At 59.5% G+C, this 20,550-nt stretch carries 18 protein-coding genes; 9 read left to right on the forward strand and 9 right to left on the reverse strand.

All coding sequences use genetic code 11. The features are described from left to right. Positions 1-37: 37 nt before the first annotated feature. Positions 38-1,930, reverse strand: a complete 1,893-nt coding sequence (gene prpE, locus ACR3EG_RS07195; RefSeq protein WP_480494500.1) for a propionate-CoA ligase PrpE — start codon at positions 1,928-1,930, stop codon at positions 38-40. 280 nt (positions 1,931-2,210) lie between these two features. Continuing rightward, positions 2,211-4,484 (reverse strand): NADP-dependent malic enzyme, encoded by a 2,274-nt coding sequence (locus tag ACR3EG_RS07200; protein WP_480494502.1) that lies wholly within the window; start codon positions 4,482-4,484, stop codon positions 2,211-2,213. A 185-nt stretch (positions 4,485-4,669) separates the two neighbouring features. Between ACR3EG_RS07200 and ACR3EG_RS07205 the strand changes: the two genes are divergently transcribed. The 7 genes from ACR3EG_RS07205 (at position 4,670) to upp (ending at position 11,011) form a co-directional block, all read left to right on the forward strand. Further along, the gene (locus ACR3EG_RS07205) at positions 4,670-5,338 is read left to right on the forward strand and encodes a hypothetical protein (protein ID WP_480494504.1); all 669 of its coding nucleotides are present in this window, start codon (positions 4,670-4,672) and stop codon (positions 5,336-5,338) included. After that, complete coding sequence (locus ACR3EG_RS07210) at positions 5,313-6,404, forward strand: cupin domain-containing protein (protein WP_480494506.1); 1,092 nt, start codon at positions 5,313-5,315, stop codon at positions 6,402-6,404. Before ACR3EG_RS07205 ends, ACR3EG_RS07210 begins: the two co-directional genes overlap by 26 nt. 89 nt (positions 6,405-6,493) lie before the next feature. Beyond that, positions 6,494-6,880, forward strand: a complete 387-nt coding sequence (locus ACR3EG_RS07215) for a cytidine deaminase (protein WP_480494508.1) — start codon at positions 6,494-6,496, stop codon at positions 6,878-6,880. Positions 6,881-6,883: 3 nt separating this feature from the next. Continuing rightward, positions 6,884-8,191: a thymidine phosphorylase gene (locus tag ACR3EG_RS07220; RefSeq protein WP_480494510.1), complete on the forward strand. Its 1,308-nt coding sequence runs from the start codon at positions 6,884-6,886 to the stop codon at positions 8,189-8,191. Beyond that, entirely contained in the window at positions 8,188-9,399 is a 1,212-nt protein-coding gene (locus tag ACR3EG_RS07225) for a phosphopentomutase (protein ID WP_480494512.1), read from the forward strand. Before ACR3EG_RS07220 ends, ACR3EG_RS07225 begins: the two co-directional genes overlap by 4 nt. Next, positions 9,396-10,382, forward strand: a complete 987-nt coding sequence (locus tag ACR3EG_RS07230) for an adenosine deaminase (RefSeq protein ID WP_480494514.1) — start codon at positions 9,396-9,398, stop codon at positions 10,380-10,382. Before ACR3EG_RS07225 ends, ACR3EG_RS07230 begins: the two co-directional genes overlap by 4 nt. Continuing rightward, positions 10,379-11,011: a uracil phosphoribosyltransferase gene (gene upp / locus ACR3EG_RS07235; protein ID WP_480494516.1), complete on the forward strand. Its 633-nt coding sequence runs from the start codon at positions 10,379-10,381 to the stop codon at positions 11,009-11,011. The genes ACR3EG_RS07230 and upp overlap by 4 nt, the downstream gene beginning before the upstream one ends. A 6-nt stretch (positions 11,012-11,017) precedes the next feature. Here upp and ACR3EG_RS07240 read toward each other — a convergent pair whose 3' ends face one another. After that, positions 11,018-12,031: a hypothetical protein gene (locus ACR3EG_RS07240; RefSeq protein WP_480494518.1), complete on the reverse strand. Its 1,014-nt coding sequence runs from the start codon at positions 12,029-12,031 to the stop codon at positions 11,018-11,020. A gap of 148 nt (positions 12,032-12,179) precedes the next feature. Between ACR3EG_RS07240 and ACR3EG_RS07245 the strand changes: the two genes are divergently transcribed. Beyond that, positions 12,180-13,115, forward strand: a complete 936-nt coding sequence (locus tag ACR3EG_RS07245) for a DMT family transporter (RefSeq protein WP_480494520.1) — start codon at positions 12,180-12,182, stop codon at positions 13,113-13,115. Next, positions 13,112-13,771 (forward strand): sulfotransferase family 2 domain-containing protein, encoded by a 660-nt coding sequence (locus tag ACR3EG_RS07250; protein ID WP_480494522.1) that lies wholly within the window; start codon positions 13,112-13,114, stop codon positions 13,769-13,771. The genes ACR3EG_RS07245 and ACR3EG_RS07250 overlap by 4 nt, the downstream gene beginning before the upstream one ends. A gap of 83 nt (positions 13,772-13,854) precedes the next feature. On the opposite strand, the gene ACR3EG_RS07255 is transcribed toward ACR3EG_RS07250, so the two are convergent. The 6 genes from ACR3EG_RS07255 to ACR3EG_RS07280 form a co-directional block, all read right to left on the reverse strand. Beyond that, complete coding sequence (locus tag ACR3EG_RS07255) at positions 13,855-16,056, reverse strand: 3-hydroxyacyl-CoA dehydrogenase NAD-binding domain-containing protein (protein ID WP_480494524.1); 2,202 nt, start codon at positions 16,054-16,056, stop codon at positions 13,855-13,857. Continuing rightward, positions 16,053-16,538, reverse strand: a complete 486-nt coding sequence (locus tag ACR3EG_RS07260) for a cupin domain-containing protein (protein ID WP_480494525.1) — start codon at positions 16,536-16,538, stop codon at positions 16,053-16,055. The genes ACR3EG_RS07255 and ACR3EG_RS07260 overlap by 4 nt, the downstream gene beginning before the upstream one ends. Continuing rightward, positions 16,538-17,749: an acetyl-CoA C-acetyltransferase gene (locus tag ACR3EG_RS07265; RefSeq protein WP_209194169.1), complete on the reverse strand. Its 1,212-nt coding sequence runs from the start codon at positions 17,747-17,749 to the stop codon at positions 16,538-16,540. The genes ACR3EG_RS07260 and ACR3EG_RS07265 overlap by 1 nt, the downstream gene beginning before the upstream one ends. A gap of 10 nt (positions 17,750-17,759) precedes the next feature. Further along, complete coding sequence (locus ACR3EG_RS07270) at positions 17,760-18,398, reverse strand: glutathione S-transferase family protein (protein ID WP_480494528.1); 639 nt, start codon at positions 18,396-18,398, stop codon at positions 17,760-17,762. 79 nt (positions 18,399-18,477) lie between these two features. After that, on the reverse strand, positions 18,478-18,690 hold the full coding sequence (locus tag ACR3EG_RS07275; RefSeq protein ID WP_170354706.1) for a hypothetical protein: 213 nt from the start codon (positions 18,688-18,690) through the stop codon (positions 18,478-18,480). A gap of 53 nt (positions 18,691-18,743) precedes the next feature. Next, positions 18,744-20,525 carry an acyl-CoA dehydrogenase C-terminal domain-containing protein gene (locus ACR3EG_RS07280; RefSeq protein WP_480494530.1) on the reverse strand — a complete coding sequence of 594 codons (1,782 nt, stop codon included), beginning with the start codon at positions 20,523-20,525 and terminating at the stop codon, positions 18,744-18,746. Positions 20,526-20,550: the final 25 nt, after the last annotated feature.

Consider the following 20,550-nt stretch of genomic DNA (forward strand, 5'->3'; position numbering starts at 1 on the left):
TTGCAAGGGCAGGGGTGCAGCAGCGCTGCACTGTGCTCTATTTCTGGGCGTAGCCGAGTGTTTGCAGGGCGTCTGTGATCTCATCCAGAATGGCCGGATCGTCGATGGTTGCGGGCGTTTTGTAGTCTTTGCTGTCGGCAATCGACACCATCGTCCCGCGCAGGATCTTGCCCGACCGCGTTTTGGGCAGGCGATCCACCACAACAGCCTGTTTGAAGGCTGCGACCGGGCCGATCTTGTCGCGCACCAGCTTGACCACATCCTGCACGACCTCACCGTGGTCACGATCACAGCCTGCGTTAAGGCACAGGAAGCCAACCGGCATCTGGCCCTTCAACTGATCAGTTACGCCGATCACGGCGCATTCCGCTACGTCGGGGTGAGAGGCCAGAACCTCTTCCATGCCGCCAGTAGACAGGCGGTGACCCGCGACGTTGATCACGTCATCGGTGCGCGCCATGATGTATAGGTACCCGTCCTCATCGATCATGCCCGCGTCGCCGGTTTCATAGTAGCCGGGGAAATGCTCAAGATATGCGCTTTTGAACCGTTCTTCAGCATTCCACAGTGTCGGCAAAGTACCGGGGGGAAGGGGAAGCTTTACTGCGATGGCGCCCAGCTCTCCGGCTTTCATGGGGTGGCCGCCTTCATCCAGGATCTGCACGTCATATCCAGGCATTGGCTTGGCGGGTGACCCAAGTTTGATCGGCAGTTCCTCGATCCCAAGCGGGTTTCCTGCGATGGGCCAGCCGGTTTCAGTTTGCCACCAATGATCGATCACCGGCACTTTCAGTGCATCTTGCGCCCAGACGATCGTGTCCGGGTCAGCCCGCTCACCGGCCAGGTAAAGCGCGCCCAAATGGGACATATCGTAATTGTTGATCAGTTCACCTTGCGGGTCCTCGCGTTTGACCGCACGGATCGCTGTTGGTGCGGTGAAAAAGCTTTTGACCTTGTGTTCGGAAATAACACGCCAGAACGTACCGGCGTCAGGTGTGCCCACCGGCTTGCCTTCGAACACGATCGTGGTGTTTCCGTGGATCAGTGGCGCGTAACAAATGTAAGAGTGACCCACGACCCATCCCACGTCGGATGCTGCCCAGAACACGTCACCGGGGTCCACATTGTAGATATTCTTCATCGTCCAGTTCAGCGCCACCAAATGGCCTGCGGTGGGGCGAACGACACCTTTGGGCGCGCCTGTCGTACCCGAAGTGTAGAGGATATAGGCCGGGTCGTTACCGGCGACCGGAACACACTCGGCGGGTTCGACACCGTATTGGAAGCCGTGCCAGTTGAAGTCGCGACCTTCAATCAGTTGTGCAACCTCTTGCTCGCGTTGGAAAATAACGCAGAAATCGGGTTTGTGCTCGGCCAAATCGATGGCCCCGTCCAATAGGGGTTTGTAGTGGACAACGCGCCCGGGCTCCATCCCGCACGAGGCGGCGATGATTGCTTTGGGTTTCGCATCGTCGATCCGAACAGCCAACTCGTTGCTGGCAAAGCCTCCAAAGACCACCGAATGTACGGCCCCAAGACGGGCGCAGGCCAGCATGGCCTCCAACGCTTCGGGGATCATGGGCATGTAGATTATGACCCGGTCACCTTTTTCCACGCCTTTGGCCCGCAATGCACCTGCCAGCATCGCGACGCGATTGCGCAGCTCGACATACGAGATCTCGCGCTTGGTGTGGGTGATAGGGCTGTCGTAGATTATCGCCGTCTGCTCGGCGCGGCCGTTTTCCACGTGGCGATCCACGGCGTTCCAGCATGTGTTGACTTGGGCGTCCGAGAACCATTCGTAGATCGGAGCATTGTCGTCGAACAGGGCTTTGGTCGGTGGACGAACCCAGTCGATGCTTTTGGCGGCCTCCATCCAAAATTCTTCTGGGTTGGATTTCCAGCTGTCGAAAACGTCCTGGTAAGCCACGATGATCTCCTCCGATAGTTCAGTGCGCTTTGTGTAAAGTGGCCGAAGGGTAACGGACAAGCGACGCTTAAGTCGGAGCGTCACTTTATCGCAAAATATTTGCATATCTTTGGAAGTTGAGGTGCAAATTTTTGCAAATGCACTTTTGACACGCAGTATGGTGGGTGCCGTAGGAAATTTTTGCAAAGTTGCAAAGAGGGCTGAGCAAACAAGTCTCAGAATCATACCGGGCGCCTTAGCTGGCGCCCGGTTCGAATTATTGAGAGATCAGGTTACACGCCTACCCGTAGTGGGTGACGGGCGTACCCGCTATTGCGGCCATGTTCAGCAACCCGCGCGCGGTGATTGATGGCGTCACGATATGGGCCTTGTTGCCCATCCCCATCAGGATCGGCCCAACCTCCAGCCCGTCTGCTTTCATTTTCAGAATGTTTCGCACGCCGCTGGCCGCGTCGGAATGCGCGAAGATCAACACATTCGCGGCACCCTCCATGCGGGAATTCGGGAAGATGCGCGAGCGCAGCTCGGGGTCTAGCGCAAGATCAAGATTCATCTCGCCTTCATAGGTAAAGTCACGTGGCTCCGAGTCCAGAATATCCAGCGCTGCCCGCAGACGTTTGCCTGACCCTTCCGCCTGATTGCCAAACTGGGATTGCGAGCAAAAGGCGATTTTGGGTTCAAGCCCAAAGCGGCGCACGTGACGCGCTGCCCCGATTGTGCTTTCGGCCAGTTCCTCGGGTGAGGGCAGCTGATGTACATGGGTGTCAGCAATAAACAACGGCCCGTCTTCCAGGATCATCAGCGACAGCGCCCCGTGCGGACGTAAGTCTCCGTCGCTCAAGATTTGTTGCACATAGTTCAAGTGCCAGCGGTACTCCCCAAAGGTTCCGCAGATCATACTGTCTGCATCGCCCCGATGCACGGCAATCGAGGCAATCGCAGTGTTGTTGGTCCGCATGATCGCCTTGGCCAGATCAGGCGTAACGCCACGGCGCTGCATCAGTCCGTGATATGTATTCCAATAATCATAATAGCGCGGGTCGTCTTGCGGGTTTACGATCTGGAAATCCTCACCCGGCCGGACGGTCAGACCCAGCCTTTCGCATCGGGCATCGATTACATCGGGACGACCGATCAGAATCGGGGTCTCGGTGGTTTCTTCCAAAATAGCTTGGGCTGCGCGCAGGACGCGCTCGTCTTCGCCCTCGGCAAAGACGATCTTGCGGGACGCGGCCGAGGCGGCCTCGAACACCGGTCGCATGATCAGCGCCGATTTGAAAACGGTTTGGTTGAGCTGTTCTTTATACGCTTCGATATCGGCAATCGGGCGTTTGGCCACACCGCTCGCCATAGCGGCCTTAGCCACCGAGGAGGACACCACGCCCACAAGGCGCGGGTCAAAGGGTTTGGGGATCAGATAGTCGGGACCGAAGGTCAGTTGTTCACCCTTATAGGCGGCCGCGGCCTCGGCACTGGTGGTGGCGCGGGCCATTTCGGCGATACCGTCGACACAGGCGATCTGCATCTCATCGTTGATCTCGGTTGCGCCAACATCCAGCGCGCCGCGGAAGATGAAGGGAAAGCACAGGACGTTGTTCACCTGATTGGGAAAGTCGCTGCGGCCCGTGGCGATGATTGCATCCGGCGCAACTTCGCGCGCGGCATCGGGCAGAATTTCCGGGTTCGGGTTGGCCAGCGCAAAGATGATCGGGCGGCTGGCCATTTTCGCGACCATCTCGGGCTTGAGCACATTCGGCCCGCTTAGGCCAAGGAACAGGTCCGCATCCCCGATCACGTCATCCAGCGTGCGCAGATCGGATTTCTGTGCGAACTGGTCCTTGTGCGGATTCATATCCTCGGCGCGGCCTTCGTAGACCAGACCGTGAATATCGCACAGCCAGATATTCTCGCGCTTGACGCCTAGCTTGACCAACATGGACAGACAAGCAATCCCCGCCGCCCCGCCGCCGGTCGAGACGACTTTGATATCTTCGAACGATTTGCCGGCAACGTGCAGCGCGTTCTTGGCGGCCGCCCCTACAACGATGGCAGTGCCGTGCTGGTCGTCGTGAAAAACGGGGATATTCATCCGCTCGCGGCAGATTTTCTCAACGACGAAGCAGTCAGGGGCTTTGATGTCTTCAAGGTTGATCGCACCAAAAGTGGGCTCTAACGCGCAGACGATATCAGCCAGCTTTTCGGGATCGGGCTGATCGACCTCGATATCGAAACAGTCGATATTGGCAAATTTCTTGAACAGGACGGCCTTGCCTTCCATCACTGGTTTTGAGGCCAGCGCACCGATGTTGCCCAGCCCCAATACTGCCGTCCCGTTCGAGACTACCGCCACGAGGTTGCCGCGCGCCGTATAAAGCTCGGCATTTTGGGGGTCGGCCTTAATCTCAAGGCTCGCTTCGGCCACGCCGGGTGAGTAGGCGCGCGCCAAGTCGCGACCGTTGGCCATCGGCTTGGTGGCTTTGACCTCTAGCTTTCCGGGCTTTGGATGGGCGTGGTAGTCAAGCGCGGCCTGCCGCAGGCTGGGGGTGTCAGACATTGGCGATTTATCTCCGTTCTGAAATTTGATTGACCGTTAAACCATTTTTTCCGGCTTGGCTACGTTACGTCATTTTGCAGCATGTTTTCGGCGACATGAGCGCGTGAGTTGCATTTCAATTCAAAGTAACTAGTTTCGAGCATCTTCGAAAACCTGTCTTTCAGACGCAAGAACAAAGGCCAGACATGAGCTTTAATGAAGATCTCCGGACTGGTTCCAAAGGGCATATTCACTTCGGGCTTCCTGCTGCTCTGGCCGCAATGGCGCTTGTGTTGGTCGTTATCTCTATTTGGCCGGAACAGGCATCGCGTTTCAACCAAGAGGGCGGCGTGATCGAGACCGGCTCGGCTTTTGCTTTGCTGGCGGCGGGCTTTGCAGCGTTTTACCGCTTTCCCGGCGTCAAGCGCCTGTATATCGGCGTCGTGTGTCTTCTGTTGGCCGAGCGCGAGCTTGAAGCGGATGTTTACTCGGTTGGAACCTTTCCTCATACGATCCTCAGTGGTTTGGACGTGATGCTGGACATGACTGCCGTGCGCATTGTGCTGGCGGTTATCGTGTTGGGGGGGGTGATCTGGCACGGTGTCCCGACGGGTTGGCGTGCTTTGAAGGCACGCGCGCCGTTTTTGCTGGTGTTTTTCCTAGCTGGGATGTCGGCAGTGGTCGCGCAACTGCTGGAAGAGGTGTCCGGGATGATCGGCGCGGATATGTCTCAGACCATGATACTGCGCCTGTTTGTGCTGGAAGAAACGCTTGAGATGTTCTTTTCGATTGGCATTCTGGCCGCTGTTCTGATCGGATGGCCGAAAGCCAATACTGAAGAGACAGTGAATGACCGAAAGTCAGACCCAAGCTGAGATCCGCCTGCCTACGCAGGAGCTGCGCGACGATATCCCCTTTTTTACCAAGGTGCTGGGGATGCGGATGGATATGATCTATCCCGCCGATGACCCTCGGGTGGCGGTGTTTTCCGGCCATGGGCTGCGGTTGCGTATCGAAAAGGACGCGCCGGAAAGCCCCGGAACGTTGCGCATCCTGACCGATGACCCCGACAGTTTTGCCGACGGGCAACGCAGTCTTGTGGCCCCGAACGGAACAAAGGTCGAGATTGATGAGCTGAATCCACCCATGGTCATGCCCGAGACCGTTCATTCCTTCGTGGTGCGCAGGCTCAAGGATCAGGCTCCATGGATCATTGGCCGTGCCGGGATGCATTACCGCGATCTGGTGCCTGACCGGCTGGGCGGGTCGATCATCGCCAGCCATATCCGCATTCCTGATGGCGGGCCTGTGCCGGACATGGTGCATTTCCACAAGGTCGGGTTCCAACTGATCTTCTGCATCTACGGCTGGGTGGATGTGGTCTACGAGGATCAGGGCGACAAGATGCGCCTGACTGCTGGCGATTGCTTTATCCAACCGCCCGAAATCCGTCACCGCGTGCTTGAGGCCTCGGACAATGTGCAGGTGATCGAGATCGGCGTGCCTGCTGAACACGTCACCGAGATTGACCACGACATGGACCTGCCCACCCCGCACTACCGCCCGGATCGGGAATGGCAGGGTCAAAAGTTCGTCTTCAATCAGGCCGAGGGTGCGGATTGGGTGCCGTTCCGTCTGCCGGGATATATCTGCCGCGACACCACGATTGCGGAAAACACCAAGGGCGTGGCCGGGGTGCAGGTGGTGCGCAAAGGGCAGGGTGATCCGCAATGGGCTGCCCATGACACAGATATCCATTTCACCTTTGTAATGAACGGCGCGGTCACGTTAGAGGGTGAAGGGCGCGAGCCATACCCGCTGGAACAGGGCGACGCGTTCGTGATCCCTCCGGGGATGCGGACGCGCCTGTCGGACCCGTCGGATGATGTGGAACTGCTTGAGGTCACACTGCCCGGCAGGTTCAACACACGGCTGGGGTAAGAATTGCGGCGCGCGGGGCTTCACCTTGGCGCGCCGTTTCACTAGAACAGTATTTTTCTGACCAGATGATAAAAAATTGGGGAATCGCCATGAGCTTGAAAGACGCAGCCCTCTCTGTCCGCGAAAACGCCTATGCACCCTATTCAAACTTCAAGGTCGGTGCGGCGGTCCGGTCCGCAAGCGGCACCGTCTTTTCCGGCTGCAACGTGGAAAACGTGGCCTATCCCGAAGGCACCTGCGCCGAGGCCGGGGCGATTGCCGCCATGGTCGCCGCAGGTGAGCAGGAACTGACCGAGGTTTATGTGGTTGCTTCATCGCCTCAGCCCGTGCCGCCCTGTGGGGGCTGCCGTCAGAAACTGGCCGAGTTCGGCAAGCGCGAGGTCAAGGTAACACTGGCCTCGGTCGAAGGGTCTGAGATGGAAACTACCATCGGCGATCTGCTGCCGGGGGCCTTTGGCGCCTCGCATATGGAGTGAGCCATGGACGCCCGTTCGATCAACGCCAAGCTGCGCCGCGGTCAGGTGCCCACGGCCGAGGAACTGCGCTGGTTCGCGCAAGGTCTGGCTGATGGTGGCGTCAGTGACGCGCAGGCCGGGGCCTTCGCGATGGCCGTCTGTATGGGCGGTCTGGGCGCGCAGGGTCGTGCTGATCTGACGGTTGCAATGCGTGACAGCGGCGACGTTTTGACATGGGACGTGGATGGCCCGGTGATCGACAAGCACTCGACCGGAGGGGTGGGTGACAGTGTCAGTCTGGTGCTTGCGCCTGCACTGGCCGAGATGGGGGCTTATGTCCCGATGATCTCGGGTCGTGGGTTGGGCCATACCGGCGGGACGCTGGACAAGCTCGAGTCGATTCCGGGCGTGACCACTCAGATCAGCGAAGATCGTCTGGCGCAGATCTTGCGCGAAACGGGTGCCGCCATCGTTGGCGCAACGGGGCAGATCGCCCCTGCGGACAAGCGGCTATATGCAATCCGCGATGTGACGGCGACTGTGGAAAGCCTGGACCTGATCACCGCGTCGATCCTGTCCAAGAAGCTGGCCGCCAGCCCTGATGCTCTGGTGCTGGATGTCAAGGTGGGCAGCGGCGCGTTCATGAAAACCCACGAAGATGCGCGTAATCTGGCACGGGCTCTGACCCAGACCGCGAATGCTGCGGGGTGTCGGACCTCGGCGGTGATCACGGATATGAACCAACCTCTGGCCCCGGCGCTGGGCAACGCGTTAGAGATCTGCGAGGTCATGAAAGCCATGACCAGCGGGCAGAATTCGCCCTTGACTGAGATTTCGGCCGAGTTGGGCGGCGTTTTGCTGGTTGATGCCGGGATGTGCGCAACCTTGGATGAGGGGCGCGAGAAACTGGCCGAAATTATCCGCTCTGGCCGCGCGGCCGAAAGGTTCGGGCGCATGATGACCGCCGTCGGCGCGCCGCTGCATTTCGTCGACAACTGGTCGCGGTACTTGCCCGAGGCCAGCGTGATTCTTGAAGTTCCTGCGCCAAGCACGGGCTATGTCACCGCGATGAATGGCGAGGCGCTGGGCTTGGCAGTCGTCGCTCTGGGCGGCGGGCGGCAAGTTGAAAGCGACGTGATCGACCCCGCCGTGGGGATTTCCGATATCGTCCGGCTGGGCGACAAGCTGGACAAGGGTGCGCCGTTGGCCGTGATCCACGCCGCCCGCGAGGACGCGGCGCAACAGGCGGCGCAGGCCGTCCTGCAAGCGGTCAGCCTTGGGCCGGACAGCCCCTCGCTGCCGGGGATCGTGCATGAAAGGATCACCGCATGACCCGCGCGTTTCTGGTCGTGATGGACTCGGTCGGCATCGGTGGCGCGCCGGATGCGGATCACTTTTTCAACGGCGATCGGCCCGATACCGGGGCCAACACGCTGGCACATATCGCGCAGGCCTGCGCCGAGGGGCGGGCCGAGGATGGGCGCTCGGGCCCGCTGCACTTGCCTCATCTGGATGCGTTGGGGCTGGGGGCGGCGGCCCGTTTGGCCTCGGGCGCAGACACGCCGGGGTTGGCGGCGGAACCTACAGGCCTGTGGGGCTGCGCGCGGGAACATTCGCCGGGTAAGGACACGCCCTCAGGCCATTGGGAACTGGCCGGGCTGCCGGTGCCTTGGGACTGGCACTATTTCCCGGATACGCAGCCAGCCTTTCCCGCCGACCTCAGCCGGGCCGCCGCCGAGGCTGCAGGAACCGACGGCATATTGGGCGATTGCCACGCCTCGGGTACGGCGATCATTGCAGACCTGGGCGCCGAACATCTGCGCACCGGCTGGCCGATCTGCTATACCTCGGCTGACAGCGTGTTCCAGATTGCCGCGCATGAGGAGCATTTCGGCCTCGACCGCTTGCTGGAAATGTGCCGCACGCTCGCCCCGCGCTTGCACGAGATGAAAGTGGGCCGGGTCATCGCGCGACCATTCGTGGGCACGCCGGAACAGGGTTTTACCCGCACTACCAACCGCAAGGATTTTGCGATTCTGCCACCCGCCCCGGTTCTGACCAACTGGGCGCAGGATGCCGGGCGGCGGGTGCATGCGGTGGGCAAGATCGGTGATATCTTCTCGATGCAGGGGATCGACACGCTGCGCAAAGGCTCGGACGCGGACCTGATGCGGCACCTCTCCGATCTGGTCGATGAGGCGGAAGAGGGCAGCCTGACCTTCGCCAATTTTGTCGAATTTGACAGCCTCTACGGCCATCGCCGCGACATCAGCGGTTATGCCTTTGCGCTGGAATGGTTCGATCGTGAGATCGGTGCGATTATCGCCCGCCTGCAGCCCGGAGACCTGATGCTGCTGACCGCCGACCATGGCAATGACCCCAGCTGGATCGGCACCGACCATACGCGCGAAAAGGTGCCCGTTCTGATCGCCGGGCAAGGTCCGGGCCAGATCGGCGCGGTCAATTTCGCCGATGTCTCAGCCAGCATCGCACATCACCTGAACATCCCGGCGCAGGGGCCGGGGCGGAGTTTTCTATGAGCGTCGCAGACCTTCCCAAAATCGAATTGCACCTGCACCATGAAGGCGCGGCCCCGCCCGCCTTTATCCGGCAGTTGGCCCATGAAAAGCGCATCGACCTGAGCGGGATTTTCAAGCCCGACGGCAGCTATGATTTCCGCGATTTCGCGCATTTCCTCAGCGTGTACGAGGCCGCCTGTGAGGTGCTCAAATCACCCGAGGATTTCCGCCGCCTGACACTGGCCATCCTCGAAGAAAGCGCGGCGAACGGGGTGGTCTACTCGGAAACCTTCCTCAGCCCCGATTTCTGCGGCGGCGGAGACCTGCACGCCTGGCGCGACTACCTGACCGCCATTCAGGACGCGGCGGATGAGGCCGAGCGCAAATACGACATTACCCTGCGTGGGGTCGTGACCTGTGTGCGCCATTTCGGCCCGGAGCAAGCAAAGCTCAGCGCCCATTGCGCAGCGGAAACCGCTGGTGATTGGATCACCGGCTTTGGCATGGGCGGGAACGAGGCTATGGGAGCTCAGGGGGACTATAAGTGGTCCTTTGACTGCGCCCGCGAGGCCGGTCTGCGCCTGACCACTCATGCCGGAGAGTTCGGCGGCCCCGAAAGCGTGCGCGATGCCATCCGCGATCTGGACGTCGAACGTGTGGGCCACGGCGTGCGTGCTATCGAAGACCCCGATCTGATCCGCGAGATCATCGACCGGGACATCACGCTTGAGGTCTGCCCCGGCTCGAACGTGGTACTGGGGCTTTTCCCCGATTTCGCGGCGCATCCGATTGCCAAATTGCGCGATGCGGGTGTGAAGGTCACAATTTCCACGGACGATCCGCCGTTTTTCCACACCACAATGCGGCGCGAATATGAGATGTTGGCGCACGCCTTCGGCTGGCAGGCCGAGGATTTCGCCGCGCTGAACGAAACCGCCCTTACGGCGGCCTTTTGCGATGACAAGACCCGCGCGCGGGTCCGGACAAGACTGGAGAGAACATGAGCGAACACCTGACCGTCGTTGATCACCCGCTGGTGCAGCACAAACTGACGCTCATGCGGGACAAGGGCACCTCGACCGCGGCGTTCCGGCAATTGCTGCGCGAGATCACGCAGCTGCTGGCCTATGAAGTCACGCGTGAGATGCCGCTGACCACCCGCCACATCGAAACCCCGATGGAGGAGATGGACGCCCCCATTCTGGCTGGTAAGAAACTGGCGCTGGTGTCGATCCTGCGGGCCGGAAACGGGATGCTGGACGGGGTGCTGGAGCTGGTGCCCTCGGCCCGCGTGGGTTTTGTCGGCCTCTACCGCGATGAGGAAACGCTGAAACCTGTTCAGTACTATTTCAAAGCGCCCGAGGGGCTGAAAGATCGTCTGGTCATCGCGGTTGATCCGATGCTGGCCACCGGGAACAGTTCGGCCGCGGCGATTGATCTGCTGAAAGAGGCAGGCGCCACCGATATCCGGTTCCTGTGCCTGCTGGCTGCCCCCGAAGGCGTTGCGCGGATGAAAGAGGCGCATCCGGACGTGCACATCGTCACGGCGTCACTGGATCGAGAACTGAATTCCAAAGGCTATATCATGCCCGGCCTCGGCGACGCGGGCGACCGGATGTTCGGCACCAAGTAAGTCGGATCATCCGCCGCAGATATTCTGCAGCCGGACCCAATCGCGGTCCGGCAGGACTTGCTGTTGGGGACGTCCTGCCATTGGGTCAGCCTCGATCAGGCCCAACACCGTCTCACCGGTTACATCCTTGGCATAGGCAAAAGGTGTCGAGGGCAGAGCGGCTTGGGCAAAGACCTCCAGCAGGTCATCATCCGGCAGGGAAGGGCGGGGCTGTGACAGGACCTCTTCGGTATAGGCATCCACGATGTCGGGCGTCAGTTCGCCGGTTGTCAGCAGCCTAAAGGCAGTGCCCGCTCCGGTGCGGTCCAGCAGATCCTCAAGCGGATCCTGCGCCTGCGTTCGTGCGCGTTCTGCAATGATGTACCCTGCGGCAACCGAAGGATCCTCGTGATCTTCGACCAGCGCTCGGTTCAACAACACGATCCCGCCCGGCAGGCTGAGACTGCTTTGCACGCCCGCCGGAAGGATGACGACTTCGCGTACACCTGTGCGTGCGGCCAGTTGATCTAACGCTTCTTGCGCATCTTCGGACGTGCAGGCCCGCCCCGATACGCGCTCGATCCGGTCTAGGATTGTGCCACCAATATCATGCCGTTTGATCTCGGGAACAACCGCGACCACGTGGTTCTGAAGCGCAACCGGAACCCAAAGCAAAAGCAAGACCAGAACAGCGACAACGACACCCGCAACGCTGAACCACCGCAAACGCCCGGGATGCGGGCGCGCGCGGTCGATGGCGCGTTGCAAACGGTCTATCGCCTCGATCATGGTGGTTTCGGTTTCTTCCAGCTCCAGCGTCTCGTCCGGGTCGCCATCGGGGTTGAAGACCGCCGGATAACTACCCGGGTTCTGCCGTTCCAGCGCCGCGAGGGACCAATGTGTCAGCGCCTTGTCATTGAAATCCGAGATCGTCAGCGTGGCTTCGCCGATGGAAACCACGACCTCGCGCCGTTGAACGTCGGGCGAAGGACGCCACAGACCGGTGGCCTCGATCCGTTGGTACTGTTTCAGGGCCGTCATCACGGTGGGAACTGCTCATTATTGATTGAGGTCAGTTTAGCACGCAAAAATCCAGTGGCGCAAACCTGTTGCGCCTGGTTCTGTAAATGTGCTGGATGGTGCAGGGCCTTGGGGGCAAGGCGTTATTGATTTTACAACAAGGCTTATCATGTCGCCCGACACGCAGACCTCACCGATTTTAGCCTCGATCCTGATGATAAGCTCGATGGCGATCATTGGGGTGGTGGATAATGTGGTGATCTTGTTGGCCGAGACGATCGGCCTTTGGCAGTTCCACCTAAGCCGCGCCGCGTTGATGCTGCCGTTGATCGTAGGATTGTCGCTATTGGGTTTCGGGAAGTTGCGCCCAAATCGTCTGGGGCCTGTGATGTTACGCAGTGTGCTGATCACGTTGGCGATGTTGTTCTATTTTGGCGCGTTGGCCCTGATGCCCATTGCACAGGCCTTGGCGGGGCTGTTTACCTCGCCGATCTTTGTGCTTCTGATATCGACGCTGGCGCTGGGGCAAAAGATCGGACCCTGGCGTATTTTTGCTGTTTTTCTGGGGTTCACCGGCATTTTATGCGTACTGCAACCGAACCCGTATGAATTCGATGTAAAGACCCTTCTACCTGTCGCCGGGGGGCTGTTTTACGCGCTGAGCGCTGTCATCACGCGCAGTCATTGCGCAGGGGAAAGCACCGTCGCTCTTTTAGCGGCCATGGTCGTCACTTTGGGGTTGGCGGGGGCAACGGGTGTGATCGCCTTGACGGTGTTCCCGCTGGCATCGCCCGAGGGGCCTGCGGGGTTCGTCACGCGCGGTTGGGTTTGGCAGATGCAACCGGCGATCCCCTGGATCGTCGTTCAGGCCGTTGGATCGACTATCGCTGTTTTCATGCTGATCAAAGCCTATCAGATCGGAGAGCCGTCCTATGTTGCGGTATTCGAATACTCGGTCATGATTTTTGGCCCCCTGTTCGCCTGGGTTGCCTTTGGCCAGTCGATCGGCGTCATGCAGATCGCAGGGATTGCCCTGATCGCGACGGCGGGCGCCGTATTGGGCTGGAGAGCCGGGCGCACATCCCCCGAGAACGCCATCGCATGATCATTTCCAGGGGTCGGCGATACGTGTTTGTTCATATCCCCAAAAGCGGAGGGACATCGCTGTCTTTGGCTTTGGAGGACCGGGCTATGAAAGATGACATCCTTGTGGGCGATACACCCAAGGCGCTGCGACGCCGCAAGCGGTTAAAGGCGATGACGGGCGCAGAACGTCTCAGGAAACACGGCGTTTTGTCTGATATCGACGGGATAGTATCCGCGGACGAACTTCGGTCGATGTTCACCTTCACTCTGGTTCGGAATCCTTGGGACCGGATGGTCAGCTACTATCACTGGTTAAGGGATCAAACCTTCGAGCACCCTGCGGTCGGGCTGGCTCGCAAACTGCCGTTCACAGAGTTCGTTCTGCACGCTGACACAGCGCGGTCTTTCGCAGCCAACCCGGCGCGACGCTATATGACACTGGCGAACGGGGTCGAGCATTGCAGCGCGTATATCCGTTTGGAACAGTTCGAGAAAGACGCCGAGCCTTTGTTCGAACATCTCGGGTTCAGGCTGTCGCTGCCACAATCAAACCGTTCCGAACGTGTGGCAGACTACCGAGGTTATTTCACGCCAAAGACGCGCGCTGCTGTTGCTGCGGCGTGTGCCGAAGATATCGAAAGGTTCGGCTACGGCTTTGATGATTTCGGGATATGATCAGGGGTTGATTTGACGTCAACATTGCGCCAACCCGCAGACAGGAAAACTGGCGCATGCAGAACATGCGCCAGTTTTTTAGTTCAGGCTGCTTTCGCTTCGGGGTCGAAGCGGCCGTAGAAGGTCTGGCCTTTCTCGGCCATCTCACGCAGCAGCGGCGGGCAGGCGAACCGATCACCATATTTCGCCGTCAGTTGGTCGCAACGCTCGGCCGCATAAGGTGCGCCGATGATGTCGACCCAGCTGAGCGGACCACCGGACCAGGGCGCAAAGCCCCAAGCCAGGATCGCGCCAACGTCGGCCTCGCGGATGTCTTCCACTACGCCTTCTTCCAGCGCACGGACGGCTTCCAGAACCTGAGCGAACATCAGGCGTTCCTGAACTTCGATCAGATCGGGCTGGTCCTCGGCCAGCGGGAATTTGTCCTGCAGACCTTTCCAGTATCCCTGACGCTTGCCCTTTTCGTCATAGTCAAAGAAACCGGCATTGGACTTTCGACCCAGACGCCCCTCTTCCTCCATCCAGAAGATCAGATCATCTGCGGCGCTTGCCGGATAGGCATCGCCCATCGCGGCCTTGGTGGCGCGGGCGATCTTGGCCCCCAGATCGATCGAGGTTTCATCGGTCAGGGTAATTGGTCCCACCGGGAAGCCCAGCTGACGTGCGGCGTTGTCGACCAGCACGGGGCTAACACCTTCGGTCACCATACGGGCGCCTTCGTTCAGGTAGGGGATGATGCAACGGTTGCAGTAGAAGAACCGCGCGTCATTGACCACGATGGGCGTTTTGCGGATCTGGCGCACATAATCCAGCGCTTTGGCGACCGCACGATCACCAGTTTCCTTGCCCTTAATGATCTCGACCAGCAGCATCTTCTCGACCGGCGAAAAGAAGTGGATACCAATGAACTGATCAGGGCGCACGCTGGCCTTGGCCAGATCGGTGATCGGCAGGGTCGATGTGTTCGAGGCAAAGATGCAGTCGTCCGAGATAATCGCCTCGACCTTTTTGGTCATGTCGGCTTTGACGGCGGGGTCTTCGAACACGGCTTCGATGATCAGATCGCAGCCTTTCAACTTTTCCAGATCAGGTGTCGGAGTGATCAGGCCCAGCATGACGTCTTTCTTGTCTTCTGAGATCTTGCCCCGCTTGACCGACTTGTCCAGATAGGTCTCGGAATACGCTTTCCCTTTGTCCGCGGCAGCCTGATCGCGGTCAATCAGGATAACCTCCATACCGGCTTGAATCGAGACCAGCGCGATACCGGCCCCCATCATGCCTGCACCCAGAACACCGACTTTCCTGACCGACTGATCGGGGATCCCGGCAGGGCGCACGGCGCCTTTGTCCAGCGCCTCTTTGTTCAGGAACAGCGAGCGGATCATTGCTCCAGATGACGGGTTCATCAGCACAGTGGTGAACCAGCGAGCCTCGATCCGCAGGGCGGTGTCGAAATCGACCAGAGCGCCTTCATAAACCGCGCTCAGCAAAGCCTTGGCTGCTGGGTAAGCACCCTGAGTTTTGCCGTGCACCATCGCAGAGGCACCGACGAAGTTCATGAAACCGGCTGGGTGGTAGGGGGCACCACCGGGCATCTTGTACCCTTTGGCGTCCCAAGGTTTGACCAGATCAGTCTCCTTGGCGTTCAGAACCCACTCTTTCGCGGCGGCCATGGGGTCGGCGGCGATCTCGTCGATATAGCCAGCACCTTTGGCTTTTTTGACGTCCAGCATCTTGCCTTCCAGCAACAGCGGAGCTGCAGCAATCGTACCCATCTTGCGGATCATGCGCGTGGTGCCGCCCGCGCCGGGGAAGATGCCGACCATGATTTCCGGCAGGCCGTATTTGGCTTTGGGATCTTCACCGGCAAAGATGCGGTGGGTCGACAGGGGCAGTTCCATGCCGATCCCGGCGGCGGTGCCGGGCAGAACGGCTGCAATCGGCTTGCCGCCCTTCTTGGTTTTGAAGTCCATGCCTGCCAATTCAATCTTACGCAGCAGGGCGTGAATTTTCATCGTGCCTTCGAACAGGCCCTTGGCGGGATCGTCACCGGCCTCTTCCTTCATCACGGCCAACAGGTTCAGGTCCATGCCGCCGGCAAATGAACCCTTCTTGCCCGAGGTGATGATGATGCCTTTGATCTCGTCATCGGCCAGCGCCTGATCGATACAGGCGTCCAGTTGCGTCAGTCCGTCAAAGGACATCACGTTCATTGATTTGCCGGGAACATCCCAGGTGATCGTGCCGACGCCGTCGGCGTCTTTGGTCAGGGTAAACTCTGTCATCCGTCGTCTCCAATCTGGTCAGCCGTCAGCGGGCTGCCGTCTTTCCGGGTGAAGGATTCGCCATCTGCGTCGTCCTTCACCATCATGTCGATATCGCTATAAAAGCCGGTCTCGGTCGGGGTCCGCGTGCCCACCACCAGAAAGGTCGCGGGCGCATCGGTTTTGTTTACAAGGTGGTGGCCGTTGGGCTCACCTGCGGGCCAGGCCGCGCAATCACCGGGCTGCATCTCATGCTCACCATCGTCGTCGATCAGGGTGCAGGTGCCGGAAAGCACAATGGCGAACTCGTCCTGCTCCATGTGGTAGTGCCGCAGCGAGGACATCCCCGCAGGCTCCAACCGCACGATGTTGACCCCATATTGGGTCAGACCGCCCGCATCCCCCAGCCGCTGAACGAAACGACCTGCGGTCGCCTCGGCCAGCTTACCAGGATAGGACGATCCCCCAATAAACGGGATCTGAGAGAGATCCAGCTTGGGCATCAGACCCGCTCGATGATGGTCGCGGCACCCATGCCCGACGCAATGCAGAGCGTGGCCAGACCGGTTTCTTTGTCCTGACGCTCCAGTTCATCCAACAGAGTACCGATGATCATCGCGCCGGTTGCACCCAGCGGGTGACCCATCGCGATCGAGCCGCCGTTGACGTTGACCAGCTCGGGGTCCACATCAAATGCCTGCTGGAACCGCAACACGACCGAAGCGAAGGCTTCGTTCACTTCGAACAGGTCGAAGTCCGAAATCTGCATGCCATTGTCGGCCAGAATTTTCTTGGTCACCGGAACCGGGCCAGTCAGCATGATGGTCGGGTCCAGACCGATCTTGGCAGTGGCCTTGATCCGTGCGCGCGGTTTGATGCCGTGCTTTTCACCAAATTCCTTGTTGCCGATCAGAACGGCCGCAGCCCCGTCCACGATGCCCGAGCTGTTGCCCGCGTGGTGGATGTGGTTGATCTTTTCCAGGTGCGGGTATTTCAGCAGGGCGACCTTGTCGAAGCCAGGCATCTGCTCGCCCATCATCTGGAAGGCGGGGTTCAGGCTGCCGAGGCTCTGCATGTCAGTGCCGGGGCGCATGTATTCGTCATGGTCCAGAATGGTCAGGCCGTTGCGGTCTTTGACGGGGACAATCGACTTGGCGAAGCGGCCTTCTTCCCACGCCTGCGCGGCGCGGCGCTGCGATTCCATCGCCAGCTGGTCTGCCTGATCGCGGCTGAAGCCGTATTCGGTCGCGATGATGTCCGAGGAAATCCCCTGCGGCACGAAATACGTGTCCATCGCAAGCGAGGGATCAACGGCAATCGCCGCACCGTCCGACCCCATGGCCACGCGGCCCATCATCTCGACGCCGCCGGCGATGTAGCCGTCACCGGCACCGCCTTTGATCTGGTTGGCGGCCAAATTCACAGCTTCCATGCCCGAGGCGCAGAAGCGGTTGATGGCCAGACCGGGGATCGATTCATCCAAATCCGAGGCCAGAACTGCAGAACGGGCCAGACAGCCGCCCTGTTCCATCACCTGCGTGACGTTGCCCCAGATCACGTCTTCGACGGCGTGGCCTTCCAGGTTGTTACGCTCTTTCATGGCGTTAAGGGCGACGGCGGACAGTCGCACCGAGGTTACCTCGTGCAGGCTGCCATCCTTGCGGCCCTTTCCGCGCGGTGTGCGCAGGGCGTCGTAGATGTAAGCTTCGGTCATGATGCTCTCCTTAAGCTCGATCCGGCACTTGGCCGGGCATCAGGTCGTAGGGGTGTTGCCAACCCGGCTGTTCAGACAGCCGCGTCAGCCATTTGTCGATATTGGGCCATTCGGAACGGTCAAAGCCGAAGGGCTCGGGGTAATACAGGTATCCGCAGCAGCTGAGATCGGCGTTTGTCACGCCGTCGCCCACGATCCAGTCGCGGCCATCCAGATGTGCGTTCAGAATTTGATAGGCCGACTTCAAACGGCCCTGATTAAAGGCAATGACGTCAGCATTCCGATGCTCTGCGGGGAGGAAATTCATCAAAAATCGTGTCATGCCAGCTCCTGAGCTGAGCTTGTGATTGTCCCACAAAACCCAGCGCAGAACTTCGTACCGCTCAGCGTGATAATTACCACCAAACTTTCCGGTCTTTTCGGTCACATACGCTTGAATGGCACCAGACTGGCTGGTGCTGAAATCACCGTCTACCAAGACGGGCGCTTCGCCCATCGCGTTGACATTTGCCCTGTATTCCGGTGTGCGGGTCTGGCCGTTAAAGAAATCAACTTCGATTGGCTCCCAGTCCAACCCGGACATCTCCAAAGCCAGCGCAGCTTTGTACGAGTTTCCGCTGACGCTGAAACAGTGCAGTTTGATGGTCATCCTTAGCCTCCCTTGACGTATGCCCGACCTAGTGGTGCCGATGGCTTTCGCCCGCCCTGTGTCGGGCGGTTGCGGTTCTTTAACGTTTGCGCGCTTCGAGTTCCGAATTGAAGATACGCAAGCGGTGCGTCAGGTTCTCCTCGTGAATGACGCTGTTGAAGTTTTCAAACAGGAAAGACAGTGCTTCACCTTCGTCCAGACCGGCCTCGCGGGAAAAAGCCCTGAGGCGGCGATATCCGTCTTCGGTCATGGCAACCGGGAAACGGCGGGTCAGTCGAAAACGTTTCGGCATGTCTATCCTTTCGAAAACCCGGCTGCGGGAACGGCCCCGCAGCCGGTTTCAGATCAGAAGCTTGCCGCCTCGAGCGCCATGACGGTGTCGGCACCGGTCTGAATGCGTGCAAGGTGCAGCGCAGTAGCCGGCAGGCGACGGGCCATGTAGAACTGACCGGTGGCAATCTTGGTCTGGTAGAACTCGGTATCCGAAGTGCCGCCGTCAAGGGCTGTATAAGCCGCTTTTGCCATTTGTGCCCACATCAGGCCCAGGCAGACATGGCCGAACATGTGCATGAAGTCGTTCGAACCGGCCAGCGCATGGTTGGGGTTCTTTGCGCCGTTCTGCATGAAGTACATGCCAGCTGCCTGCAGATCCTTCGAGGCCGCCTTGAGCGGTTCGATGAACGCCTTGTCCAGCGCTTCGTTCTGGCCACCGTTTTCCTTGCAGAAATTCTTGACCATCTCAAAGAAGGCCATCACGTGCTTGCCGCCATCCGTGGCCAGCTTACGACCCACAAGGTCCAGCGCCTGAACGCCGTTTGCACCTTCGTAGATCATCGCGATGCGAGCGTCGCGGGTATACTGCGACATGCCCCATTCCTCGATATAACCGTGGCCGCCGTAGACCTGCTGTGCCTTGACGGTCATGTCATAGCCTTCGTCGGTCAGGAAACCCTTAATGACCGGCGTCAGCAGCGAGATCAGGCCGTCCGCATCCTTGTCATGCGACCGGTGCGCTTTGTCGATCATCGTGGCACCCCACAGGGCAAACGCACGCGCGCCTTCGGTAAAGCTTTTCTGATCCATCAAGCTGCGGCGGATGTCGGGGTGGACGATCAGCGGATCGGCCGGGCCGTCGGGGTTCTTGACGCCGGTTACATCACGACCCTGCAGACGGTCCTTGGCATATTCTACTGCGTTCTGATAGGCAGCCTCGGCCTGTGCCAAACCCTGCATACCCACGCCCAGACGCGCTTCGTTCATCATGGTGAACATGGCGCGCATACCTTTGTGCAGGTCGCCAAGCAAGAAGCCGGTAGCTTCGTCATAGTTCATCACACAGGTCGAGTTGCCGTGGATGCCCATTTTCTCTTCGACCTTGCCGACCGAAACGCCGTTGCGTTCGCCCAGCGAGCCGTCTTCGTTGACCATGAACTTGGGCACGATGAACAGCGACACGCCCTTAATGCCCTCGGGGCCGCCAGGGATCTTGGCCAGAACCAGGTGGATGATGTTGTCGGCCATGTCGTGGTCACCGGCCGAGATAAAGATCTTCTGACCCGACACCTTATAGCTGCCATCGTCCTGCGGTTCAGCTTTGGTGCGCATCAGGCCCAGATCGGTGCCGCAATGCGGCTCGGTCAGGTTCATGGTGCCGGTCCATTCACAGCTGACCATGTTGGGCAGATAGGTGGCTTTCTGCTCGTCGGTGCCGTGCGCCAGAATGGCCGAGGCCGCACCGTGGGTCAGACCCTGATACATGGTGAAGGCCTGGTTCGAGGATGAGAACATCTCACCCACCGCACTGCCGATCACGTAGGGCATGTTCTGGCCGCCGAACTCTTCGGGCATGTCCAGCCCGGTCCAGCCACCTTCTTTGACCTGCTCGAAAGCGTCTTTGAACCCTGTAGGGGTGTAGACGACACCATTTTCGTGGCGAACGCCTTCAGTATCGCCAACCACGTTCAGCGGATGCAGAACGTTTGATGAAATCTTGCCTGCCTCTTCCAGCACGGCAGCGGTGAAATCCGCGTCCAGTTCGTCGTAACCGGGAATGTCCGATCCCGATACGTTCAGCACTTCGTGCAGGATGAATTGCATGTCTTTGGTTGGCGCGTTGTAGACGGGCATTTGAAGCTCCCTTTAAAATTCGAAT

This window comes from Ruegeria sp. AM7 (genome assembly GCF_056535965.1).